23 protein-coding genes are annotated in these 24,150 nt (G+C 64.4%); 9 read left to right on the top strand and 14 right to left on the bottom strand.

Annotation, left to right across the window (positions count from 1 at the left end; genetic code table 11):
* The first annotated feature begins 51 nt into the window (after positions 1–51).
* Both H6718_30175 and H6718_30180 read left to right on the top strand, forming a co-directional pair.
* The gene (locus H6718_30175; protein MCB9589720.1) at positions 52–537 is read left to right on the top strand and encodes a hypothetical protein; all 486 of its coding nucleotides are present in this window, start codon (positions 52–54) and stop codon (positions 535–537) included.
* Positions 534–1,310 (top strand): hypothetical protein, encoded by a 777-nt coding sequence (locus tag H6718_30180; protein ID MCB9589721.1) that lies wholly within the window; start codon positions 534–536, stop codon positions 1,308–1,310. Before H6718_30175 ends, H6718_30180 begins: the two co-directional genes overlap by 4 nt.
* Here H6718_30180 and H6718_30185 read toward each other — a convergent pair.
* Positions 1,300–2,583 carry a hypothetical protein gene (locus H6718_30185; GenBank protein ID MCB9589722.1) on the bottom strand — a complete coding sequence of 428 codons (1,284 nt, stop codon included), beginning with the start codon at positions 2,581–2,583 and terminating at the stop codon, positions 1,300–1,302. The genes H6718_30180 and H6718_30185 overlap by 11 nt on opposite strands.
* A 635-nt stretch (positions 2,584–3,218) precedes the next feature.
* On the opposite strand from H6718_30185, the gene H6718_30190 reads away from it, so the two are divergent.
* Complete coding sequence (locus H6718_30190) at positions 3,219–4,661, top strand: tetratricopeptide repeat protein (protein MCB9589723.1); 1,443 nt, start codon at positions 3,219–3,221, stop codon at positions 4,659–4,661.
* A gap of 1 nt (position 4,662) precedes the next feature.
* On the opposite strand, the gene H6718_30195 is transcribed toward H6718_30190, so the two are convergent.
* Positions 4,663–5,259 (bottom strand): hypothetical protein, encoded by a 597-nt coding sequence (locus H6718_30195; GenBank protein ID MCB9589724.1) that lies wholly within the window; start codon positions 5,257–5,259, stop codon positions 4,663–4,665.
* Between the two features lie 194 nt (positions 5,260–5,453).
* On the opposite strand from H6718_30195, the gene H6718_30200 reads away from it, so the two are divergent.
* From H6718_30200 to H6718_30215, 4 genes are all read left to right on the top strand, one after another.
* Complete coding sequence (locus tag H6718_30200; protein ID MCB9589725.1) at positions 5,454–6,107, top strand: hypothetical protein; 654 nt, start codon at positions 5,454–5,456, stop codon at positions 6,105–6,107.
* Between the two features lie 537 nt (positions 6,108–6,644).
* Positions 6,645–8,015, top strand: coding sequence for a prolipoprotein diacylglyceryl transferase (gene lgt / locus H6718_30205; GenBank protein ID MCB9589726.1), 1,371 nt, complete (start codon positions 6,645–6,647; stop codon positions 8,013–8,015).
* A 15-nt stretch (positions 8,016–8,030) separates the two neighbouring features.
* Complete coding sequence (locus H6718_30210; protein ID MCB9589727.1) at positions 8,031–8,618, top strand: GNAT family N-acetyltransferase; 588 nt, start codon at positions 8,031–8,033, stop codon at positions 8,616–8,618.
* 150 nt (positions 8,619–8,768) lie between these two features.
* Complete coding sequence (locus H6718_30215; GenBank protein MCB9589728.1) at positions 8,769–9,299, top strand: hypothetical protein; 531 nt, start codon at positions 8,769–8,771, stop codon at positions 9,297–9,299.
* A 98-nt stretch (positions 9,300–9,397) separates the two neighbouring features.
* On the opposite strand, the gene H6718_30220 is transcribed toward H6718_30215, so the two are convergent.
* The 7 genes from H6718_30220 to rseP all read right to left on the bottom strand — a co-directional run bounded on the left by H6718_30220 (position 9,398) and on the right by rseP (position 16,755).
* A complete protein-coding gene (locus H6718_30220) occupies positions 9,398–10,330 on the bottom strand; it encodes an SDR family oxidoreductase (protein MCB9589729.1) in 933 nt (310 codons plus the stop codon).
* A 79-nt stretch (positions 10,331–10,409) separates the two neighbouring features.
* Positions 10,410–11,003 (bottom strand): hypothetical protein, encoded by a 594-nt coding sequence (locus H6718_30225; protein ID MCB9589730.1) that lies wholly within the window; start codon positions 11,001–11,003, stop codon positions 10,410–10,412.
* Positions 11,004–11,054: 51 nt separating this feature from the next.
* The gene (locus H6718_30230) at positions 11,055–11,843 is read right to left on the bottom strand and encodes a 4-hydroxy-tetrahydrodipicolinate reductase (protein MCB9589731.1); all 789 of its coding nucleotides are present in this window, start codon (positions 11,841–11,843) and stop codon (positions 11,055–11,057) included.
* A 46-nt stretch (positions 11,844–11,889) separates the two neighbouring features.
* Positions 11,890–12,216 (bottom strand): four helix bundle protein, encoded by a 327-nt coding sequence (locus H6718_30235; protein ID MCB9589732.1) that lies wholly within the window; start codon positions 12,214–12,216, stop codon positions 11,890–11,892.
* A gap of 509 nt (positions 12,217–12,725) precedes the next feature.
* Positions 12,726–13,625: a 4-hydroxy-tetrahydrodipicolinate synthase gene (locus H6718_30240; protein MCB9589733.1), complete on the bottom strand. Its 900-nt coding sequence runs from the start codon at positions 13,623–13,625 to the stop codon at positions 12,726–12,728.
* 42 nt (positions 13,626–13,667) lie between these two features.
* A complete protein-coding gene (locus tag H6718_30245) occupies positions 13,668–14,945 on the bottom strand; it encodes a Sun protein (GenBank protein ID MCB9589734.1) in 1,278 nt (425 codons plus the stop codon).
* Between the two features lie 133 nt (positions 14,946–15,078).
* Positions 15,079–16,755 carry an RIP metalloprotease RseP gene (rseP, locus tag H6718_30250; GenBank protein MCB9589735.1) on the bottom strand — a complete coding sequence of 559 codons (1,677 nt, stop codon included), beginning with the start codon at positions 16,753–16,755 and terminating at the stop codon, positions 15,079–15,081.
* Between the two features lie 71 nt (positions 16,756–16,826).
* Between rseP and H6718_30255 the strand changes: the two genes are divergently transcribed.
* Positions 16,827–17,312: an acyl-CoA thioesterase gene (locus H6718_30255; GenBank protein MCB9589736.1), complete on the top strand. Its 486-nt coding sequence runs from the start codon at positions 16,827–16,829 to the stop codon at positions 17,310–17,312.
* Between the two features lie 59 nt (positions 17,313–17,371).
* Here H6718_30255 and H6718_30260 read toward each other — a convergent pair whose 3' ends face one another.
* The 4 genes from H6718_30260 to H6718_30275 form a co-directional block, all read right to left on the bottom strand.
* Entirely contained in the window at positions 17,372–17,815 is a 444-nt protein-coding gene (locus H6718_30260; protein MCB9589737.1) for a hypothetical protein, read from the bottom strand.
* 4 nt (positions 17,816–17,819) lie between these two features.
* On the bottom strand, positions 17,820–19,973 hold the full coding sequence (locus tag H6718_30265) for a TonB-dependent receptor (protein ID MCB9589738.1): 2,154 nt from the start codon (positions 19,971–19,973) through the stop codon (positions 17,820–17,822).
* Entirely contained in the window at positions 19,970–20,512 is a 543-nt protein-coding gene (locus H6718_30270; GenBank protein ID MCB9589739.1) for a DUF4154 domain-containing protein, read from the bottom strand. Before H6718_30270 ends, H6718_30265 begins: the two co-directional genes overlap by 4 nt.
* 226 nt (positions 20,513–20,738) lie before the next feature.
* Positions 20,739–22,160: a ferritin-like domain-containing protein gene (locus H6718_30275; GenBank protein ID MCB9589740.1), complete on the bottom strand. Its 1,422-nt coding sequence runs from the start codon at positions 22,158–22,160 to the stop codon at positions 20,739–20,741.
* Positions 22,161–22,297: 137 nt separating this feature from the next.
* Between H6718_30275 and H6718_30280 the strand changes: the two genes are divergently transcribed.
* On the top strand, positions 22,298–22,639 hold the full coding sequence (locus tag H6718_30280; GenBank protein ID MCB9589741.1) for a hypothetical protein: 342 nt from the start codon (positions 22,298–22,300) through the stop codon (positions 22,637–22,639).
* A 43-nt stretch (positions 22,640–22,682) separates the two neighbouring features.
* Here H6718_30280 and H6718_30285 read toward each other — a convergent pair whose 3' ends face one another.
* A complete protein-coding gene (locus H6718_30285; protein MCB9589742.1) occupies positions 22,683–24,041 on the bottom strand; it encodes a discoidin domain-containing protein in 1,359 nt (452 codons plus the stop codon).
* Positions 24,042–24,150 lie beyond the last annotated feature (109 nt).

Raw genomic sequence — 24,150 nt, forward strand, 5'->3', positions numbered from 1 at the left:
GGTCATCGACAGGTCCGGCTCCGCGTACGCGACCGACTCGAGAGGAGACCGATGAGCAACGTAGAATGGCTGCGACACCAGGTCGACGAGGCTGAACGCCATGCACGGGCAGTGGCTGGCGGCCTCAATATCGACGAGTGGAATTCCCTACGGCAAAGCTATGGGCTTGGCACCTCGCTCGAGACGGCGACGCCGATCTCATTGCGGGAGCTGGACGAGGTGCTCGAGGCGCTCCGTCGCTACGCGGAGGCGCGACTCGCGAGCTTCTCGGCGCAAGAACAGCACGGAGCAGAGGCGGGTTCGCTGCGTGCTCGACTACAGCAACTCACTCAGGCCACGGCACCCCCAGCGTCGCCCGTGAGCGGTCTGCTTGGAGGCATTTTCGCCAACGCTGCAGCGAACAAGAACTGGGAGTCCAACGAGCAAGCTTCCTGCCAAGTGACGCTCCGCTGCCCCCATTGCGGCGCGTATCAGGAGCGTGCGCTGGACTTCTGCTGCGCCTACTGCCGCAAAGCGATCGCCGGAGGTGGCCAATGACACCCGACCAGCAGGCACTCATCGCACGCCTGGACGGATTCGTCTCACAGCTCCATGAGCGGCTCCAGGCAGTCTTCGCCGAGGCTGCTGGAGGTATCGCCGACCTGATGCAACAGCGCCCAGGAGAGCTCGGTCCAATCCGCGCGGCACTTGGGGCGGTCGAATCACTCTCGAAGCAACTGCTCAAGACGCTCAAGGACAGCTGGGACCAGCGCATCGAGGGGATGTTTCGCGCGCACGGCGATGACTTCGTGTCCGTAGGAGAGGACCGTGTCGAAGACGCTCGTCAAGCCATCGAGCAAGCGGTCGAACGCTTCAAGCTGCAGCAAGAGTCGCATTGTCTGGGCGCGATGTACCCCGCGGTTCAAATCGCCATGGCGAAGACCCGCCCGTGCACGAGTTGCGGCGCACCACTGCAACTGCAGGTCCCCTACGAGGCGGAGTCTGTGAGCTGCTCCAGCTGCCGTGCGGTGAATCAGCTGATGCCCGAACCCCTCGTCAGCAACTACTTCCTGTATGGCCAAGAGATTTTCCCTGCGGCAGCGGCACACGCAATCCGAGTCGAGCTCGAGTGCGCGCAGAAGCTGGTGGACCGTCAGCTCCGCAACACGGGAATAAGAGAGACGCCCGAAGCCCTCCAACAGCGGGAGGCCCTCGAGCGCCGATACTGGGAGACCTACGCGACCACGAAAGCCAGCTTCCTCCGACGCCCGGTGGAAGCTGCGCTGATCGACGGCCGCATGGCTCGCTTTCGTGAGAACGCTAGAAGTTGATGCCCTGAGCGACGTTGGGCTGCGCTGCAGCGTACTGACGGTGATAGAAGTCCACCTTGTCGGAGTAAGCCACTTGTAGGGCCGAGTCCTCCATCATGCGGGTCATCCACCAACTGGCGATGTTACCGTAGTCCAAAATGGAGACGCCAAACTGACGCTCCACCTCTGCGCTCATGTCGACGCCCATCTCTCCCCACGCCCCAAGCGCGCCAGCAAGCTCGCAGTAGCGCTCGAACGGCATTGGTTCGTCTCCAGCCGCTCCCGCGCCGCTGAAGTCCGTGGCCACGGCGGCTTGCCCCGCGGCACCATGCGCTCCTGCGCCTTGGGCCATATACGCCTCGCCGAACAGGCGCCCCAGGGTGCCGGTGCTGTCGCTCTGCATGCGAGCCGTCCAGTCACGGTTGGCTTGCAACCAGCGCGGCAAGTCGAGCTGATGACTCGCCAGCACCTGCATGAACTCATCATCGCTGACGCTCGCGACCTTGGCGGTTAGCTGGGCGTACAGCTCGAAGCTGACCCCCGCGATGGGCTCCATCAGGCCGGGATTCGCCTGGAGCGTCGACTCGGCCTTCTCGTTCTCCATGCGACGGCTCGCCTTCCAGCTCGCTGCGCGAACCGCCTCCCCACCGAAGATGCAATCCGAGACCAGAGGCCCGTCCTTCTCGCCGTAGTGCTTGAGCACGGTGGTGCGGACGCGATACCACTGCCCAACGCTCACGTAGCCGAAGCCGAGCAGGGTTTGTTCGATCTTCTCGGCGTCACCCTTGAGCGCGTCGAGCTTCAGCTCGTGATAGACCATTTCGTCAACGCGCTCCTGCGGCGCCATGCTGAGTAGCGGCCCCCATTCATCGCGCCACTGCTCCGGATGAACTCGGTCCTGGTGACGGTCCACCCAGCCCACGGTGCCGCCATCCTCGACCAAGTCGGCTCCATCAGAGCTCCTCAGCACCCTTGCGTTGGCCCCTGCGCCGAGCACCTTGAGGTGCTCGATACCTTGGATGTCCTCGGCGCCGCGCACTTGCTGCTGAAAGATCGCCGCGCGCTCAGCCTCGGAGATCGCGTTGGGTGCCGGAGCACTAGCCGCTTGAGCATAGCCGGCTTGAGGGTAGCCAGCTTGAGGGTAGCCGGACTGAGCGTAGTCGGCCTGAGGGTAGCCCGCCTGAGGGTACGCGCCCGGCATGGCTTGGTTCACGTTCGAGACCGGAGCGAAGCCGAACAGCGACTTGAGCCAGCCAAAGAATCCAGTCGACGCAGGTTGTTGAGTCTGTTGCACTTTTGATTCCCCTTGGAAACGAAAACGGGATTCTCTCCCGACAGCGACCGATACTCAACGAGCGCCACGCGCAGCGCGAGGCGAGTCCGGTCCGCTCACGGACGCTATCACCCCAAAAGCCGTCGTCCACCCGCAAACGCCCACAAAACAAGACCGCGCGGATACGAACATCTCACCCACCAAGCCACGACCGCACGGAACAACCGCAAGGAGCATGAAACCGGCACTCCAGCGTTCCGGAACCCGAGTCCGCGCGGATCTTCCGTTGCCTCTGCCTCCCCAGCAAAAGCACATTCTTTCGGCGCTGCCGCCCGGCCCAGGCCCACCCTAGGCGGGACAAGCCGCGGGCGCGCCCGACCAAACTCCGAGCCGCGCGCGTTCGCTCGAGGGGCTGCGGCACTTGCGCAACCTGAGCGTCGCCACCCAAGGCCGCACGCCGCCAGCGGGCCCGTCCGATCGAACGCGTGAGCAGCCCTGCCCTCAGGCGCGGCGGAAACCGCCCCTAATGCAGGCCGGGCGCTCCTCACCCCCAAACCAGGAGCCTCCCAAACCACGGAGCCGCATAAATCAGCGCTGAAATCGCGCGAGTGCATTCAGCGCCCCACCGCTCTCCACTCCGCGTTAACCTCGCCACCATGGGCGAGTGGGCATACGTAAAGTTGGAAGAGAACGTCGCGAAGCGCAACGGCATGCCGAAGCAGATCCCGGTGCCGAAGGAGGAGTTCGAGGGTCTCGCTGAGACCGGTCTCGACGGCGCCAAGGTGCGAACCTGGATTAGCAAGTTCATGCAAGAGGTGTCCGGCTCGTGGCGCCAGCAGAACAACGAGCTCGCTTCGCGCTACGATGCGTTCCTCGCCAAGGGGATGCACTGGGACAAGGCGCAGAAGGCTTTCCAGAAGGGCGACAGCGAGGGCGCCATCAAGGCGCTGAAGATGATCACCCGCGTCGACAAAGAAGACGCCGCCGCGAAGCTGAACCTCGCGATGGCGCTCGCTGCCTCGGGGCAATACCCAGAAGCGCTCGAAGCCTTCACCAGCATCGAAGACGTCGCGAAGGGCGACCCCGAGTACCACGTGGCGCGCGCCAACGTGCACATGGCGCTGCAGCAATCGGACGACGCGATCAATCAGTTCGCGGATGCGCTCGAGGCGAAGCCCGACTGCAAGCCTGCGATGGACGGCCTAGTGACCGCCGGCCTCTTGATGCGCGTTTACGAAGATCCAAAAGACGCCGCGAGCCTCACCTACGTGCGCCGGGACTCGGTGCTCGAGTACTTCGAGCAAGTCTGGGACGCCGAGGAGCGGGACGCCGAGTACCTGCTCGAGCAGATTGGCTACCACGAGCTAGAAAAGCGCTGGGACGTCGTGATCGCTGCGGCGGATCGCGTGCTCGCCAAGAGCGACGGTACCCAAGATCGAGCCGCTGCGGCTCGAATCGCCGCGCTGCGTTCGTTGAAGCGAGAGGACGCCACGAGCGAAGCGAAGAAGTACCTCGAAGCCCACCCTGACTCCGTTCCGATGCTCGTGGAGCTCGCGCAGTGCGTGGGCGCCTACGGTGATGAGGGCAAGGCGCTGCTCGACAAAGCGCTGGAGCTCGACCCCGGCGATCAAATCGCCCTCACGCTGCGCTACTGGCCCGAGACGGGTGAGGAGCTGAAGCCGCTGCTCGCGGCGCTGCCGGCGCTGCAAGCGTTCGCCGAATCCCACGCAGAGAGCGCCGGGGCCTGGCGGAGCGTAGGCCGCGCGATGCTGCGCTTGGGCAAAGACGATGAAGCTCTTGCTGTTTTCCGCAAGGCAATTGACTTGGCACCCGACGACGACGACCTACGCAGCGAGTTCTGGTCGGAGCTAGGTCGCCTGCAGAAGTGGGACGACATCATCAAGGACGCGGAGGGCGTCGAGGACATCACCAAGCGCTCTTGGCAGCTGCGTTGGGGTGAAGCAGAAGCCTACGCCGGAGTTGGCAAGAAGATGGAGGCGCGCACGGCGTTCACCGCCATCAACCAGGACGAGTCGCTGTTGATCGACATCCGCAAGCGTGCCAAGCGCGCCGCGGAGCGCGCCTTCGGCGGCGAGTGAGCTAGAGTTCCTGATATCCGCCGGGAATGACGAACAGGTCGTCCCGGCCGGCGATCATCAGCTCACCCCAACACGCGAGCTTGGAACGCACCGCGAAGTACACCACCTTCTCGGTGTTTCCGATGGGGCCGAGCACAGCGAGGTTCGAGCGATGCACCCCCCAGGTACCGGGTCCGTGCTCGAGGATCGCTTGATGCAAGTCGCGCCCAGCCTCCTGGGCATCGCCGAGCGTCGCGACGCGCAGTCGAACGACGCTGTCTCCCTTGCCCGTGAGGTCGAGGTAGACCAGGTCGCTGCGGCGCTGAGTGACCTTCACCTTGAAGCCGCGCTGCTGCAAGAACTGCACGAGCTCCTGGTAGGACAGCGACTTGTAGTCAGGCTGGAGGTCATAGCCCTCGCAAGCCTTGGCGTTCAAGCGAACGCCGCCAGGCTTCATGCTGCCCGACTCCTCGTCGAAGCCTTCGGTGTTTTCCCGCGCATAGCCGCGGTTGGTCTCGGTGAGATAAACCGCCTGGCTCGGACCACCACAGCCAAGCAGCGCGGAGCCGAGGCCGGAGAGCAGCACCAAACGTGCCCAGACATGCACTGAGAAACGCACGTGGCTAGGCTAGCAAGAGCCGCCGCTCCAACAGAAGAAACCGGCGAATCTCTCCGAGGCGTCCCTCCACCCCACGGGCTCGACTCTGGAACTCCCGCATGGATTTCGGGGGGAGAGGGGCCACGTTCGGCCGCTGCGCGCCGCGAACAAACAACAATTTGGCCTGCCTTTGCTCCTCTGATTACGCTTCAGTCATGAGCGTGCGTCGGCAGCTGACCCGTTGGGCACTCGCCTCTTCAAGCCTCCTCCTCGTCGGAGTTGGCACTGGCTGCGCGTCGGGGCCGGAGCCCGTCGCCTTCCAAAACGAGGTCTTTTACGCCTACGATCAGCTCTCTGACAGCGACTTGAGCCGCTTCGAGGTCCCCTACCCGCCGCTCGATCTGGAGTCCAAGAGCCCTGGGTTCATCGGCGTCGGCGTGCTTGGCTCCAAGGTTCGCTTCTCGCGCCCCAAGAACTGGCAAATCCGCTCGGCAAGTAACCGTCCTCAAGGGCGCTTCATCGAGTACATGAGCCCCGAGCAGTACATGTTCGCGATCTACGAACGCCTGGAGTCCCCCTGGGATCCGTGGCGCGTGATCATGGGACACTACGAAAGTGACGTGAAGAAGAAGGGCGGCAAGCTCCTCGGCGAAGGCGTGGGCATGTCCACGTACAACGCCCAAGGCCGCGCCTACAACGTCCAGCGCCCCATCGACGCTCCCAAAGAACCGCTGATGAGCAACACTCGCGAGTACCTGGTGCGCAGCGACCATCGCATCCTGCTGGTGCAGGTCGTCTACCAGGGGAAATCTCTCAAGTCGATCGACGACGAGATGATGCGCGTGGTGCAGACCTTCCGCGTTTATTGAACCGCGCGCGCTACCACTGAACTCGCGCAGCAGCGACGGTCAGTCCGGTCGGCACCCTAGACATACCGCGCGGAAATTGGCGAACGTAGCCTTGCGCCCGCGTACCCGAAGTGAACACCGAACGACTCGCCGCTGACGGGCCGTGGCGACTTCGCGGGTCCGCCAAGGGACCAGAACAGGGCGTCGCGCCACCGGTTACGGGCGTGGCGGAGCACTGCTCGCCAGCGCAGCCGGGCAGCTTCGGGCGACGAGCCGCACCACGCAGCCCGGCGGTCGCGACGGCACCGGCCCTTTCAAGGCTGAGCTCTCACGCTGGACAGCGATCCGTAACTTTTTGAAATCACGGGAGTTTCACCAACTTTTCTAGCGCGACCGATCCGCTATCCTAACCGCCTCCGAGCACCTGCCCAGGGCCACATGAGCTTTGTCTCCCTCAGGGCGCGCATCCATGCGAAGACCCCCACCCAAGCCGCCCTTTTCACGCTGGGCGGAAACGATTGCGGACGAGTCAGTCCCCAAACCATCGAGTGAGTCCAAGTGCCTAGCTTCAAGTGGGACCACGATCCCATCGCCTTCAGCATCCACCTGCCCTTCGACCTGAAGTACGTGCTCTTCGTCGTGGTCGCGCTGGGGCTGATCTCAGCCGTCATCTCGATCCGCGAGAAGATGTCGCCCATCTTCGGTCTGGTGGTAGCCGGTGTCGCCGGCTACGCGGCCCTGCGCTGGGGCGACATGCAGCCGGACATCCCCATCCGCTGGTACAGCTTGCTGTTCGTCGGGGTGTTTCTCGGCGGATACGCTTTGCTCAAATGGCAGATCGTACGCGGCGGCGGCGACCCCGACGACGCGGGCGACTTCATCGTCTACGGCGTGCTGGGCGTACTCGTCGGCTCGCGTCTCGGGCACGTCCTGTTCTACGACCTCGACAAGGCGATGCAGGACCCGATGTGGGTGCTGGAGATCTGGACTGGCGGCCTGGCCAGCCATGGCGCCGTCGCTGGCCTGATCCTCGCCATGTACATCTTCACCAAGCGGCGCGGGATCGCGTTCCTGGAGGGCGCCGATCGCTTCGCGTTCAGCGCCGCGCTTGGCGCAACGTTGGTGCGCGTCGGCAACTTCTTGAACTCGGAGATCGTCGGTCGCGTGGTGCCGGGCCAGACCTGGGGCGTGCAGTTCCCGCGCTACGACGCGCAGCTCGTCGCAGATGGCAAGGAAGTGCCGTTCCGCTACCCAACTCAGCTCTTCGAGATCGCACTGGGCGTGCTCATCCTGCTGGTGCTGTACTTGGCGGACCGCAAAGCGGGCAAAGAGAAGCGCCCCCGCGGCCTCCTGATCTCCATCTTCTTCTCGATGTACTTCCCCGGACGTTTCCTTGTGGAATTCTGGAAGGAGTACCAGACCAAGGGTGAAACTGGCGTCTTGAAAGAGGCCGGGCTCACCATGGGTCAGTACCTGAGCATCCCCGGAATGCTGCTCGGCTTCTACGGGATCTGGTGGGCGATCAACCGCCACCTCCCGGTGGGCTGGAAGCCCCGTGAGGAGTACCTCGAGGACGACTTCGACGACGAGGACCTGGACGACGAAGCTCTCGACGATCTGGATGACGAAGACGAAGACGACGCGCCGCGCCCAAAGAAGAAGCTGAAGAAGAAGGCTGGCAAGAAGAAGAGCAAGAAGAAGACCGGTAAGAAGAAGGTCAAGAAGAAGACCGCACCCAAGGTCGCGAGCGACGACGAAGACGAAGACGAAGACGAGCCCGCGCCCAAAGCGACCTCATCTCAGGACTCGAGTGAGGACGACGAGGACGAGGACGAGGATGACGACGCGGACACGTCCAAGGCGGCTGACCAGGACGACACCAAGGACTCGTCCGACGACGACGACGACGACGACGACGAAAAGAAGTAGCTCTCCCGAGCAAGTATGAACTCCAACCTCACCGACATCGTCTTCGAGACCCAGCGGCTCATTGCGCGCCCTTGGCGCCTCGAAGACGCTGCGGCCGGCCTCTCGCTGTACAGCGATCCGGAGGTGGTGCGGTTCATCGGCATGGAGCCGATCCTCGGTATGGACGGGATGCTCGACATGCTGAGGCGCATCCAGCAGCGCAACGAAATGTTTCCGCGCGGCATGGGTGGTTTCGCGACCTTCGAACGGGAGACCGGCGAGCTGGTGGGTAACCTGCTGCTCAAGCCACTGCCTGGGGTCAGCGGCAGCCTCACCTTCGACATCGAGATCGGTTGGCACCTGCGCCGGTCACACTGGGGTCGCGGCTTTGCGAGCGAAGGTGGTCGCGGGCTGCTTCGCTATGGCTTCGAGACCCTCGGGCTAGATCGCCTGCATGCAGTCGTCGAGCCGCCCAACGAACGCTCCCTGAACGTGGCCCGCGCCATCGGCTTGATTCACGACGGCCGCACCCAGCGCTACTACAGCGGGATCGAGCTGGAGCATTTCCAGGTCGATAAAGCGGACTGGACTACGGGGTCGCTGACCGCCGGAGCTCCGCGTTAGGCGCCGCGCTGACAGCAGGTGTCGACCGTTTCTCGCGGCGCCTCCGGGCACCAAGCCTGATTCAAGAACGCGCCCGGACCGGCCCACCGAACAGTTGGCGCCGTCCACCGCGTGAGGAAGAACGGCATCACCTCCGTCGTAGTGGTCCGCATGAAACGCGGTCCCAAGAGTCTCCTGATTGTAGGCGCGAGCATTGTCGTGCTCGGGCTGATGGGAGCAGCGGGGGTGGCGTCCATCGTACTCACACCAAACCGTCTTCCGTGCGAGTCACTGAATCCGACTCCGGGCACCATCCCCGCAGCCGCAAGCAGTCTGGTGCGCGAGGAAGGCGGGTTCGTGTGTTCCCCCCCGCCAGACCTTGCGTACCCCAATGGCCAGAAAGTACCAACCAAGTCGGCCGTTGAACTCCAGTACCGGGAGCCCGACGTGCCCGTGCTCAAGGACTACATGACGCGCCTGAAGGCAGCCGGGTATGAACGCACCGCCTGCGCTTTCGAGATCGACCCGAAGGGCAAGCGGTCCTGCATTGGAGAGGCGGGCGACTGGTGTAGCGAGACGCTCTGTTTCGCCAACAGCAGCCTGAAGGTCGTGAGCCACCCTTGGCCCAGTTTCAACCGGTGGCTCCCGAAGCCAGTAACAGAGGTTAGCGTGTTTATCGGACCCACCATTACCGCGCGGTAATATCCCAACAGAGCACAGCAGACCTCAGCACCTCTGACAGCCTTCCCGGTTCTCGGCTCAACTCCGGAATCGCTGCCGAACAGCAGCCCTAAACCGCTCTAGTTTTTGGGGGTGAGGGCGCGCTCACAAAGCTCTTCGCTCAACTCCCAAAGCCGTCTAGCGAGCGCAGTGTCGTGCGCTAGGGGACACGGACTGGCGAGTCTGAGCCGCGAAAAGTAGCGCCCGGTGGTGTCGCAGAGGCGCGGATGGGTCGCGACGTGCAGACTCGTGCGCGCGCCTTCCTCCGGCGTGAGTAGCCAGCGTTTGCCAACCCAGTTACTGCCCCAAGTGAGAAAGCCGTTGTCCCGAGTGACCGCCGTCGCCACATCCCCCGGGTGCAGCGAGTTACTGATCACGTTGGTCGCCCACAGGCGCCGCGCCAGCTCGTTGGAGAACAGTACATTGGCGAGCTTCGACTGACTGTAGACTTCAATTCCCCAGTAGCGGCGCTGCGTCACTTGCCAGTCGTCGAGCTTGAACCGCTTCACCTTCGCGTTTAGCCGCGAGGAAACATTGACCACCCGCGCGCGCGGCGCCGCTTTGAGCGGCTCCAGGAGCCGCGTCGTCAGCAGAAACGGCGCCAGGTGGTTGACCGCAAAGGTCCGCTCATAGCCGTCCAGGGTCTGCTCACGGCGCTGAAGCCAGAGTCCCGCGTTGTTGACGAGCAGGTCAATCTGCGAGTAACGCCGTGAAAGCCGCTCAGCCAGCTCAGCCACCTCCCGAAGAGACGCAAAGTCCGCGATGAACTCGCTGACGTTCGGGTTACTCGTGTACTGACGGATGGCTTTGCATACCTCGGGCGTACGCTTGGGATGTCGCCCGACCACGGCTACCTCCGCGCCCCATTCGGCGAGGCGTAGCGCCGTCTGGAGGCCGATCCCCGAGGAAGCACCCGTGACGACGCACGCCTTCCCGCGCATGTCGACGCGCTGGAGCTGTGGGTAGGGCAGCCACGGGATCCGCCACCTAGGCGGCTCGTCGAGCGCGATCATGACGCTAAGCTATCCGATTGCCTCCCGGGCGGGTAGCGCGGTGCGTATCCACGTTTGGCTTTAAGGAGGAACCCTGCGCTCAGCGCGTGGGAGTGTCAGGAAACAGCTTCGCGGTCCCCTCCAAGACCTCGAACCGCGCGAAAGCCGGGCGATGTAGTCGCAGGCTTGCTGCATCGGCGAACAACACATCCGCGCCGCGGTCATCCCAGAAGCGCACCAAGACGTGTCGCCAGCGAGCCCAGAGGAAGACTTCGCAAGCGACCCCGTTCCAGGTTCCGAAATCGCCGAGCAGCACAATCTCGGCCAGCGTGGCCACACACTCAGCGCTCAGCTCAACGCGCTGACTGAAGGTCCAGCATTCTCCCTCTAAGTCAGGCTCGTCGGGTTCGACACGTTTCAGCCACTCAGTGGCAACGCCCACGCCAGACCGTTCGAGCAGCTCAAGCGCTTCCTCGGGGGAACGGCCCTTGGGGTGCGTTGGGATCCGAAAAGCGAGCCCGATCTCAACCTCTCCGAGGTCGTGCATCGCGTCGAAGACAGCCAGCAGCTCCTGGCGGCGCGCATCCTGCGGCTCCCCGAAAAACTCGAGATACAACCCCAGGCGCATACCATCTCGAGGGTACCGCACGTCAAAGCGGCCGAATGCCGCTGCGACTTGGTCGAGGAGGTGCACTTGGCTCTTGCTTCGGTAGGGCTAGCGGAACCTCGGAGTCGAACCAGACCGCTACCCGTTCACGACGTCTGAAATCGTATACGTGCCGGCAGGCTTACCCGCGAGGAAACGCGCGGCGCGCACGGCGCCGTGGGCGAACAGGCCGCGATCCGTCGCGCGGTGGGTGAGCTCGATACGTTCGCTGGGGCCCAGCAAGTAAACGGTGTGATCTCCGATCACATCCCCGCCGCGCACACCGAAGATCGCCATCTCCTCGTTCGTGCGCGCGCCCACGTCACCGTCACGACCGCGCAGCTCGCGAGTCTCCGGGCGCACCTTGCGCACGACATCGCCGAGGCGTGTGGCGGTGCCGCTCGGCGAGTCGACCTTGCGGCGGTGATGGATCTCGACGATCTCCGCGTCGAAGGCCGGCCCCAGGCGCTTGAGCGCCTGCTCCAAGAGTTCCGCCAGCACCTGGACGCCGAGGCTCATATTCGGCGCCCAAACCACGGGCACCACCTTCGCCGCAGCGTCCAGCGCCTGCTTGGCCTTGTCGTCCAGGTTGGTCGTGCCACACACCACCGCAACCTTTTGCCGCGCGGCAATATTGACTAGCGGAGCTACGGCGCCAGCCACCGAGAAATCGATGACCACGTCCGCACCCAGCAGGGAAGACGCGGTGTCCGCGCTGCACTCGACACCGAGGGTGCCAACGCCGGCCAGCTCCCCGATGTCCTTTCCGAGGGCCTTGTCCTCGGCGCCGCACACCGCGCCCACGAGCTGGATGTCATCGGCCTCGGCGACGATCTTGGTGATCGTGAGCCCCATGCGCCCGGAAGCGCCATGCAGTGCGAGCTTCATGGCGCTTCCATAGCCAAGACGGCGCCGCGCGTCGACGCCGGCCTGGCTAGCCGCGAGTCAGCCTCCAGAGCACTGCGAGCAGGTGGTCTAGTTTGTCCATGATTGGTGCGCACTCAGGCCCTCGCACATACCCCCAGGCCGCCGCAACCTCGAGCGCGGTGCGCGTCTCGCTCGCGGACCCGGCCGCCGAAAGATACCGCTCGCGGCGCGTGCCACCTGAAGAGTACTCGCCCTCCCCAATGTTGAGCGCGATGGAAGATGCGCTGCGACTGAGCTGCTTCGCAAGTGAGAGATCGAAACGCCGAATGCGGGCGACGAGCGGTCGCAAGAGGGTGATGGTTTCGATGGAGACAGTGTGAATCTGAAGTGCCATGCGTAGTTCCTTTCCGCCCCGTCGGCGGGGCTCACCCGAGCCCCCCCGACGACGGGGTGGAAAGGGACTGCGGCTGGGAGAGGGACTGCGGCTGGGAGAGGGACTGCGGCTGGGAGAGGGACTGCGGCTGGGAGAGGGACTGCGGCTGGGAGAGGGACTGCGGCTGGGAGAGGGACTGCGGCTGGGAGAGGGACTGCGGCTGGGAGAGGGGAGAGGGACTGCGGCTGGGAGAGGGACGGCGGCGGCGACGGTTGCAAGCGCCAGTGACAGGCAAAGCCTGGCACGCGCTTGCTCAAGCGAAACGACCCCAACCGCAGCGGCCGCGCGAAGCGCGCCGCGACCACCAACCAGCCAACCGTAGCGGCCGCGCGTAGCGCGCCGCGGTGGCGTCAGTTCCCCACGGCAACACCCGGACGCAGACCCAGCCCCGGACGCAGACCCAGCCCCGGACGCAGACCCAGCCCCGGACGCAGACCCAGCCCCGGACGCAGACCCAGCCCCGGCCCCGACTACCTTACAGAGAGTCCGAGGTCGCTCAGCACCCCAACCAGCTGCTCCCTGACGGCGAGCCCGGCAGGCAGCATCGGCGACCGCGTCATCGCGCTGCCGAGTCCGAGCAGCTCCATCGCGAGCTTGACTGGCGCCGGGTTCGGCTCTTCGAACATCAAGCTGTGGAAGTCGAGCAGCCGATGGTGCTCCGCGCGCGCTTCTGCAAAACGCCCAGCCAGGGCGTGCTCCACCGCGGAAACGACCAGCTCAGGGATGGCGTTGGAGCTGACGCTGATGAGCCCCTTCGCCCCGACGCTGATGCATGGAATGCTCAGCGCGTCGTCCCCGCACAATACGCTGAGGCGGTCGCCGGCTTTCGCGAGCAGGCTCTGGCACCACAACACGTTCCCCGTAGCGTCCTTCATGCCCACGACGTTGGGGCAGCGGTCCAAGATAGCGAGCATACTCGGGACGCTGAGTTCAACGCCGGTCCGCGCCGGTACGTTGTAGAGCACGATGGGGCACGGCAGCTGGCGCGCGAGCTCCTCGATGTGATGCACCATGCCGGCCTGGGAAGGCTTGTTGTAATAGGGCATCACGATCATCACGCCGTCAGCGCCAGCATCCACCGCAGCGAGGGAGTCCTTGAGCGTCTTGGTGGTGGAGTTCGAGCCAGTACCAGCGAGCACCGGCAATTTCCCCGCGGCAACCTTAACGGTACGGCGAATGACCTCGCGCTGTTCCTCGTCCGTCAGCGTCGGCGTCTCGCTCGTGGTGGCGCACGGTACTAGCCCCCTCACCCCCGACCGAACTTGATGCTCGACCTGACGCTCGTACGCCTCGAAGTCCACGTGTTCGCCGTCCGCCGTAAACGGAGTGGTCAAGGCGGTGAACGTGCCCTCCAGCTTCAGCTGTGCCATGGGCATCGTTTCCCCCGTTCAGCGCCATAAGGCAAGAAAGCCTCACGCTCTCTTGCGCAAACACGCGAGGAAGTATCCGTCGGTGCCGTGCTCCCCCGGCAGCAGCCGCAGTTGAGTGCAGTCCGCGCTGAGCCAAGCAAGCTCTGACGCGTCGAAGGGCGCTGGTTCGAGCACATCACTCACCCGCTCGAGCACGCCTTCGCACTCTTCCGGCAACACACTGCACACCGCGAAGATCAAGCGGCCCTGTGGCGCCAGCAGGCTCGCGGCCTGGCGCACGATGCTCGCTTGAAGCTCGGCCATACGCGTGGGGTCCTCCGCGGTCAGGCGTAAGGCGATCTCCGGGCGGCGACGCAGAGTACCAGTCCCAGTGCAGGGGGCGTCGACGAGGACGCGATCGAAGGGCCCGGTTAGATCGCCAGCACCCAAGCTGAAGTCAACCGCGTGGGTCTCGATGTCCGGCAACCGCAGGCGCTTGAGCTCTTGTTTGAGCGCCTTGAGCTTGCTGCCATGAAGGTCACACGCGACCAGCGCCGAGCTTCCGTCAGCCGCGAGCTGGTCCGCGATGAGGGTCGTCTTCTGACCGCGCCCCGCGCAGGTGTCGAGCACGCGCATGCCGGGCTTCGCGCCGACGGCAAGCGCAATGACTTGCGCGCCCTCTTCCTGGACTACGAACGCGCCTTCGCCGTAGCCCTCGAGGCGCCGCGGGTCCCCCACGCTGCCTGGGCGTCGCGCCAAGGGAGACCAATTTCCCCGCGGAACCTCGCGCAGCCATTCAGGAAGTTGAGCTTCTTCGGTGCCGACGCGCACACGGATCCCAAGGGGACCAGCGCCGTCGCCCGCTGAGGGGGACACCAGTGCGCGCACCTCTTCCCCCGGCAACGCGGCTTCTAGCGCCGATTTCAGCCATGGGGGAAGCGAAGCGAGCGCAGCGTCACCCGCGTCCAGTTTGCCCTCGGCGCTCAAGCGCCGCAGCACCGCATTGACGAAACCCGCCACGCGAGGCCCGCGCGCGCGCTTGATGGCCTCCACCGCGTGATCAACCACCGCGTGAGCCGGCACTCGGTCCAACAGGAGCAGCTGGTAACCCGCCAAGAGCAACTGGCTCTTCAACACGTAGTCCTTCGGGTCGAGCTTCTTTGCGAGGCGTGCGATGCGCGCCTCGAGAGCCGCCCGAGTGCGCAGGGAGCCATATACGAGCTCCGTGGCAAGGGCCCGATCGCGAGGCCCCAGCTCCTCCGAGCGTGCGAGCTCCGCATCGAGCGCCGCAGACGCGAACGCCGAGTCCTTCAGCACGCGCTCCAACACCCGAGCGGCCACGTCACGGGCGCTCGGCAGCCTACGCTGCGCGCCGCGCGGCGCAGCACTACCTCGCGGCGCAGTATTGCCTCCCGGCGCTTTATTACCGCGCGGTAACTTATCGCCAGCCGCAGGTTTTCCCGACTTGCCCAAGCTAACCTACCAACTCTTTCACGTGCCCAGCGATCACGTCCCAACGCTTCTCTACGTCGTTCTTGAACGCGACTGCAAGCAAGAGCAAGAGCACCCCCATGCCGAAAATGTGAGCCACCTCGCGGACGCGTAGCGGCACCGGCTTGCGCATGATGCCTTCCAGGGTGAAGAACAGTAGGTGGCCACCGTCGAGCACCGGGATCGGCAGCAGGTTGATCAACCCCAAGTTGATGCTCAAGAAAGCCATCACCCAGATGAAGTAGTCGGTGCCCTTGCGGCGCTCTTGGCCTGCGACTTCGTAGATCGTGATCGGTCCTGACAGGCTCTTGAAGCTGATGCGTCCCTGAACCAAGCGCACCATCGCCACCACCGTGAAACGGGCGACCTTCACCGTCTCATCGACCGCCTTGCTGAAGGCGTATTGGATGGGCCGTGGATGCTCCACCCGATCTTCAGGTGAGTAAGGGGTCCAGTGCTTCACGCGCAACACGTAGCGCGCGAACGTCTGCCCATGCTCGTCGGTGAAGTCCTCACGCCGCATCTGGAACGTGCCGGATGCCGCGCGACCATCACGCGCCGACAGGTACTCGATGCGGTGCGGCTGATTGGGCTGTGCGAGCACTCGCTCACGAAAGCTCGACCAGGCGGGGACCGGTTCCCCGTCCAGGCGCACGATCTTGTCGCCCGGTCTCAAGCCAGCCTTGTGCAGGTAGCTGTCCTCCGGCACGTAAGCGGCGTACAAATCCGCCGATTCGATGCCGGTCTTGCTCAGCACATCGGTTCCGTTCGGATCCGGGGTGAGGGCGACGACACCGGCTTCGTACACCGCCATATCAGCCAAGCCACCCAGCGCATTCGGAACATCCACCGGGCGCATGTACGTGATGGGGACCGTCTGCTCGCTGGTCTCGCTGAGCGCGAGCTCGAGGTCCATGTAGCGTCGCACCGGCTTGCCCGCGACGTGGGTCACGAGGTCGAAGGTCCTTAGCCCCGCGCGATGTGCCGGTGAACCAGGTTCTGGGACGCCAATCACCGCCGCTGGAGCGCTGGGTCCTATCCCCACGGTACCGTAGCGCTCGACCATATCGAGTTCACGGCGCTCGAGGGTCTCCTCTGCGGTCACCTCGACTTCCGTGTGCTTATTGTCACGGAAAATCTTGAAGCGCAGCGGCTTGCCCGGGTTGTCGTGGATGATGCGCTTGATCTCGTCGAAGGTGCCGACCTCTTCGCCGTTGATCGCCATGATGCGATCCCCTGGCAGCAGCTTGCCTTCCGCCGCATGCCCCGGCAGCACCACGCCAACCGTCGGCGGTAGGAAGGGCCCGCTGCTCACGTAGACGGAGAAGTACAGCAGCACCGGGAACACCAGGTTCATCACCGGCCCGGCAAGTACGACGAGGATCCGCTTGTACAGCGCCAGGGACTCGAAGGTGCGCTTCCGATCCTCGGGCAAGACGATGTCGTTCTTGGTTGCCTCGAGCATGCGGACGTATCCGCCCAGCGGAATCAATCCGATGCAGTATTCGGTCTCACGCCCGCGAATTCGAAGGATCTTCGGCCCGAAACCGAGGCTGAAGGTGATCACCTTCACGCCAAAGGCCTTCGCAAATAGGAAGTGCCCCAGTTCGTGCACGAAGATCAGCGGGCTGACCAAGACGATGAGATAAACGAGATCCATGCCTCGCGCGCGGCACGCGTAGCACAGGGTGGCTGGTGGCAAACCCAAATCCCGCATACGTTTCCGGCCCGATGAGCGACAAACCCGGAAAAAGCCCGCGAGTCTCACAGGTCAGCGTGCAGCAGCTGATGCTCCCAGAGCATGCCAACGCCTGGGGGAAGGTCCACGGCGGCCTGATCATGAAGCTCGTCGACGAGTCCGGCGGGATCTGCGCCATGCGCCACGCCCAACGTCCCTGCGTGACGGTGGCCATCGACTCGATGACCTTTCAGAGCGCCGTCGAGGTGGGTGAGGTGCTGTGCTGCGAGGCGTACATCAACTTCATCAGCCGCTCAGCAATTGAAGTCACCGTGCACGTGAACGCAGAGGATCCGATCCGCGGAGAGGTGACTCACACCAACACCGCACACCTGGTCTACGTCGCGATCGACGACGAGGGTAAGCCAACCGAGGTGCCACCGCTGCTCCTCGAGACCGACGAGGATCACCATCGCTGGGAAGCTGGCAAGCGCCGGCAGCAAGAGCGCCTCGAGCGCCGCAAACGCCCCGACGCCTGACGCTTGCTTCGGGTTTGGGGGTGAGGGTCAGACATCCGTTACCCCACGGCAATAAAAGACTACGGACACTTCGACGCACAAAGCGACGTCTGGAAACACTCAGGGTCGGCGAGACAGGCCGTCAGCGCATCGCAACACAGGTCCTTCACGCAGGCGTTGCAGGTCGGTCGGGGGTCAAAAACGCCAAGAGTCGTGCAGCTGGGCTCAGTATTTCCGGAAGCGCCGTCCGTGCATGCCTCCGTGCATTGCCCCTCTGGCGCGGGACCAATGCACGCGGCCATGGTCTGAAACAGCGTCCGAGCCCCGGGGTGCAGATCCATGCACGTATTGGGACAGGCGCCCGCGTCATAGTCAGCCGCATCGCCAGCCAGCCCACCATCCCCGGGTTGCCCGGCGGAACCGCCTGCGGAGTTAGCCTCTGCTCCAGGCACGCGTTCGATCTGCAGACACCCAGAAGCGCCGAGGAAGCACAAAACCAAAGCTAGTACGGGTAAGGCTCTCATCTCGTCACCAAGGCAGGTTGTAGTCGAGGCCGACGCCCGTACGGAACGTCTCCAGGGGCAGCACGACAGGATCAGGGTTTGCGGCGGTGCGCGAGTTCACCGGGCTCACGGTGATGGGCGCCTCATCCCCGATCGCGCCTTGGACGTACGCGCGGTAGTTCAGGCCGCTCACACCAGGCATCGCGCCGCTCAGGGCCAAGCGCCCCACCAGTCGAGGGCGCCCTTCCGGTCGCTCTGGGTAAGTCTCTTCGGCGACGCCGAACACGGGGGAGGCCGCCACGTAGTGTCCCGCGACGCCGACGGTCGGCAGCTCGTCACCGAACGCGTAGCTGACGTTGGCGTTGCCGAAGATCTCCGGCGAAGCAGGCAGCGACTTTCTGTCACTCGAGGCGCCGGTGAGCTGCCGTGTGTGGGAGAACGTCGCGCTCGCCCCATAGCGCAGCGCTCCTGAAGCCAGCGAACCGTCGAACGCCGCGACCAGCCCGTAGCCGTCGATCTCGGCGTCGTTCCGGTACTGGAGCGCTGTCGGCGCAAACGGCAGGAGCCGCCCATCTGCCTTGGCGGCCGCCTCATCCGCTGCGCTGGGACGACTCAGGCGTACGAAGTTCTCCCACTGAGAGCGAAACACGTTGAGCACCAAGCGCTGGGTCCCAAAGCGTTGCTCGTAGCTTGCTTCCACGGAGGTGACCGTCTCCGCCTCGAGATCATCCGCGCGGATTGCGTACAACGGGTGCTCGAACGCTCGCTCCGAGGTGTTGGGCGCACGGAAGGCTCGGCTGTAGACAGCTTTCAGCGTCGCACCGGGCCAGCTGGCGAAGGCCACAGCAAAGCGCGGGGAGACGGCCGGGTCGAAGTTCGGCGCCGTGTCGAAGCGTGCGCCACCATTGACGGACCAGGCCTCCCCTAGCTCGACTTCGTGTTGCGCGTAGACACCGAGGGTCTGCTCGAACTCGTCGTAGTAGGCCAGGGTCCCTGGGTTCGACTGACTGTCGTGATCCACGGTGTCGACTGAGAAGCCCACCTGACGCGCTCGCACGTCAGTGCCGACCAAGGTCTTCAAGCTGCCGTCACCCAGCCAATCGAACCGCGCCTGAAGCTCAGTCCCCGCGGAAATGGCTCGTCCCTTGATTGCGGTATCGCAGCCGGAGATCTGTCCAGGCAAGCAGTACTGGGGGAAGCTGCTGCGCTGGTCGTACTGTTCATCAGTGGAGTCACCGAAGAGGCGAACCCCCAACTCCACGCGGCTGCTCACTGCGTGCCGGTAGCTCGCGTCGAGAGAGAGCCAGCGATCTCGATCGCCTTGCTCTGGGTTGTCGAAGTCAGTAAGCACGAGCGGGTGGTTGCGATCGTTCATGCCGCTGCGCAGCGTGAAGCGGAAGCGACCGATATCGAGCTTGCCGTAGGCGCTGGCGCCGGTGAACTCGTTGTGCTCCCAGGTGCCACCCCAGAGGATCGGCTGACCGTTGACCGCGTCGAGACCGGCGTTGACCCGCGGCAAGTCAATGGGTTCGTGGAATCGATAGCCCTCCACCTGAAGCGTGAACGAGGCATCGTCGCCGAACAGCTTGAGCTTGCGACCGACCCCCAACGTTCCACGGTAGAACGAAAACGGTTCACTCTCCGCCCCCACGAAAAACCCGTTGTGGTCCTCCGCGCGCTTGGTCACCACGTTGATCACCGCCAGCATGGCGCTACTGCCATACAGCACCGAGCCCGGGCCCAGGATCACCTCGATGTGATCAACGAGCTCAATCGGTACGCCAATCGCGCGGTCCAGCCGCCCAAAACCAGAAACTTGTTCGTTCGTGGTGTGACCATCGACCAGGATCAGGACGTGTTTGTTTCCATCGGAGTGAATCAACACTCCGCGGGCTCCGAAGTCGCTTTGCGCACCGGTCTCGTTGGCTGTCGCACCTACCGCGAGGAAACGAATCGCTTCATCGATCGTGCGGATCCCGTAGCGCTCGAGCTGCTCCGCCGTGATCGTGATGCTGGTCGCAGGAGCCGCTCGTGCAGTCTGGGACGACTGGGATGCGCTGGTCACGACCTTTTCCTCCAGCAGGCCTTCGAGGTCGCTCAGTTCTTCCGCTCTTGCTCTTGGCGAACTCAACAAGAGGAGTGCAAACGCGCTGCCGGCGAAATGCGCAAAGCGGCTCATCGGTACACCTTCATGAGCTTGAGCACCTTCGTCTCGAAGGCGACGTTCTGACGTTTGGACTGGGGAAGGTCGAGTAGCATCTTGGGCTTGCTCGACACGAGGTCAAAGCCCAACACGAGACCAGGAACGTCGGACGCAACACTAGCTACCGAGAGTACGTCGCTCCCATCCAGCTCCGAAGCGACGTCCTTCAGCACGCCGCGCAAGCCCGGCGCAAAGTAGACGATGGCAATCCGCTCATTCACGACAATCGACCGCAACTCGCTGGCCTTTTCGAAGTCGTGGACTCGCACCCGGATGGGATGCCCAGCTATGTCATCAAGCTTCCCCAGCTCTCGCGCCATCTCGCCGCTGGTTCGCTTGGAGAGGGCATCCTCCGAGCGCCGTACCACGAGCACCTCCACCCGATCATCGATGCGCGCCTTGAAGTGACGATCGTAGGGGGCGACCTTCGCGAGCAGCTTCACCTGCAAGTCGATGGGAACACGAATCGACTGGGCGAGCGCCCAGCGCGGAGCGCACAAAGCGAGGCCGGCCAAGACACCTTGGCTCAGCAGCCGCCTCCTGGAGATCCCCACAACCCTCACCTCGCTCCAAGTGAGTGGCAGGTCCGAACGCAGATCATTGAACCCGGCAGTACGACGTGGCGAGGCAGAGCTTTAGTCTAGGGGGCGAAGCGATGACCGAGCGCTGCCCTACGCGAGCGGGCAGGTGCGCCAACAGCTTGACGCACACAACCGCCCACGTCGTAGCAACAGGTGCGTTCTAGGCAGCGCGCAGCTGATTTTCCCCAAGCAGCGCAGCAATACACGGGAGCACTGCGCGTTCTAGCGCAGCGCGACGCAAGCCAAGCTGTTGCGTTGGGGAAACGCGACCGTACGCGGCGAGGTCCTCCGTAGAGGTACCAAGTTGAACGCCGTTTGCAGAGTCCTCGAGCCGACGGAGCTGCAACCGCGTCTCGTCTTGCATCCGGTGTAGGAGGACGGAGCGCGCTTCGGGCTCGAGCTCCGCGAGCACCCAAGCCACGACTCTCCAGGCGAGCTCCGCGTGACGGGATTCGTCCGCCGCAATGCCGCTCAGCACCTGCTTCGTCTCCCCATCCTGCGCGAGCTCCGCCCCCGCTTCTGCGATCAACGCAGCCATACTCTCGCCCAGGCAGCCTTCGACGAAGGTGCACCAAGCGAAATCCGTGAGCCCCCGCTTCGAGAGCGCACCGTCGAGCGAGAGCGGTCCCGGACCGAGCTTCACGCCGGCAAACCTAGATGCCATACGGAAACACAACTCAGCATGACGCTGTTCGTCCAACCCGGCGATCTGGGAGTCGCGGACCAGGTCACTCGGAGCCCCGAACGCCATCAGTTCGAGCGTCAGACGGGCGAACGCCGCCACGGAAGCGTGCTCCATCTGTGCGTCGTCGATCCAGTGTTGCACCAGCCGGGCGGCCACACCCAAAGGCACGCCAGCGGCGCAAGGCTCACCCTCACCAATCCAGTCTCCGCGCGGAACGACCGGAGCTACCCTTGCTTCGTCACTCACAACGAATGGCCGTCCGCCGCCACACGCGTACATCGACTGGTAGCAGCAGCTGCCGTTGAACGGCGCCGCGTCGGGCCAGTAGTCAATCCAGTTATCCTGGCAGAAATTCGGTGTACGGGTCGTGTCGAGCCAGTCGGGGCAACCGTTCTCGTCCAGAGTGGCGCCGTCCCCGCCTGGCACCACCGAGGGGTCCCAGCAGGTAACCCAAGTGCCACAGAAGTCGCATACGACCTCTCCCTCGACGCTGAAGGCCGGAGTACCACCAGCGCCAGCTGCGCCGCCAAAGCTCGAGCCCCCTTGGCCGCCCTGCGCGGTACCTGCTTGGCCGCCTTGCGCGGTACCTGCTTGGCCACCTTGGGCGGTGCCCGCTTGGCCGCCTTGCGCAGTACCTGCTTGGCCGCCTTGCGCGGTACCAGCCTGGCCACCTTGCGTCGATCCGCCCTGCGTCGATCCACCCTGGCCGCCGGAGGCGCCAGAACCGGCTGAACCGCCGACACCACCAGTGCCCCCAGTTCCCAAGTCCCCCATCGCTTCGCCGCCGCAGCCCACCAGGCCGGCTGCAACCAAAAGCGCGAGACATCGCCCTTGCAGGCGCCCGCTCTGCACCCACGCCCAGTCATTCAACGCCTGATCCCGCTTCAAGTCCGTCATAAGCACCCTCCGATGCTCCCACTCTGACGGGATCCACGTCTCCTGACCATCTGAATGATCCGAACGAATCGTGCAAACGATTCGCACGACGCGCCGCCGCGGAGGTGCGCCAGCCCCTTCGTGGTTAGCCTGCCCCGATGCGCCCGGATCTGAAGGTCATCCTCGAACGGCTACTGAGCGAGAGCGAGGGTCAAGCGCTGGTCCCCCTCGACGCGATTGGCGAAGCCGTAGGTGCCATGAACATCACCCACGCGGAAATCGAAGCCTTAATTGACGCCCTCGAAAGCGCGGGGCGCCAGGTGGACACTCGGGAAACCGGCAGCGCGGTAGTCCAATTGCGAGCAGTATTGGTGGCCGCCCGCGAGCTGAAGGCGAGCGGACACGAGCGGCCAACCGTCGAACGCATCGCTGAGCACAGCGGCTTGAGTCGACAGGCAGTCGGGCAGGCACTGGCGCTAGCCCGCGTGATGCAGCGCTAGCATGCGGCCGGCCTAGCGCAGTCCGGTACCATCGAGCACTTCGCTAGAAGATCTCCAGCTCGTTCACGCGCAGGTAGTTCGGCTGGTGATTCGGTCCGCTCTTACCGTAGACGCGCACCTTTTCGGTGGCGATCGTCGGGAAGTCGTAGGTATTGTGAAGCTCCGTATTGCCCGTGACGGTCTCGAAGGCTTGCCACGCGGAACCATTCCAGAACTCTAGGTCGTAGTCCCTGAGCGGGTAGTTCTCCGACGTGAAAAGCTCCACGCGACTGAACTCGTGACAAGCGCCGAAGTCAAACTCGAGCCACGCAGGCGTCACCGGGCCACTGCTCCAGCTGTTCTGGTAACCGAGCACAACACTGCGGCTCCCATCGTGCGCCTTGTCGACGGAATACAGCTGTTCGGTGGAGCTCGCAGTGACTGTCGCATCTAGCGCCTGGTTGTCGAACACTTGCAGCTCGTTGATGCGCGCGAACGCTGGCTGGTTCGTCGGTCCCTTCGTCGCGTACACCCGTACTAGCTGCGCCGTCACGGCCTCGAAGGTGGAGTAGATCACCGTTTCCGTGTTGGCCGTTACCGCGGCGAGCGTCTTCCACACCGAACCGTCGTAGTACTGAACTTCGTAGTCCGCGATCTCGTAGCCTTGCGTGGTGAAGATCACGACCTCGCCGAAGCGCTTTGCGCTGCCGAAGTCCAGCTGCACCCAAGCGGGCAATCCTCCGTTTTCGTTGGACCAGCTGTTGGTACCGCCTAGTGCCGATGACGTATCGCCATCGTTGACTTTGCTCGGGCTGTAACCGCTGTAGGTCGAGTTGCTCGTAGCGGTAGCCGCCAGCGCGAGGTTCAAGGGTGGATTCGCCCCCACGCTACAACCGGAAGCGCCTCCTGTCCCCGCAGCGCCGCCTGTCCCCGCGGAACCACCGGTGCCGCCACTGCTGCCTCCAGTGCCCGCAGCTCCAGCCGAGCCCGCAGCGCCAGCCGAGCCAGCAGCTCCGCCTGTTCCACCCGCGCCCGCATTGCTACCGCCGACACCGGCAGTGCCGCCTGTGCCCGAGCCTCCGCCGGAGCCACCGGTCGCGCCGCCTGCGCCTCCAGTTTGATTCCCCGCGGAGCCGCCCGTCGCACCCGAGCCGCCCGTCGCACCCGAGCCGCCCGTCGCACCCGAGCCGCCCGTCGCACCCGAGCCGCCCAAGCCACCGCTAGCGCCTGATCCGCCGGTCGCGCCGCTAGCGCTGCCGCCTTGTCCCCCTGTTCCCGCGCTGGAGCTACCTCCAGTACCGTCGCCCCCACCATCGCTGCTACAGCCAACCAGTGAGGACGGCGCGGCGATCAAGACCACCCCAACTAGCCGCTTCCAGGGGAACTCGAGGTTGGACAGGGAAGACTGAGACCTGGGCTTCATACGCTACCTTTCGTGTGGTGCCGGCGTGCTGCCGGTCCCATTGACGATGCGTTGGAGCCCAAGCTTCCACAAGGGCTGAGCACCTCAACAAATGTTGAGGTTGAGCCCA

The organism is Polyangiaceae bacterium, from assembly GCA_020633205.1.
Taxonomy (GTDB): domain Bacteria; phylum Myxococcota_A; class Polyangia; order Polyangiales; family Polyangiaceae; genus JAHBVY01.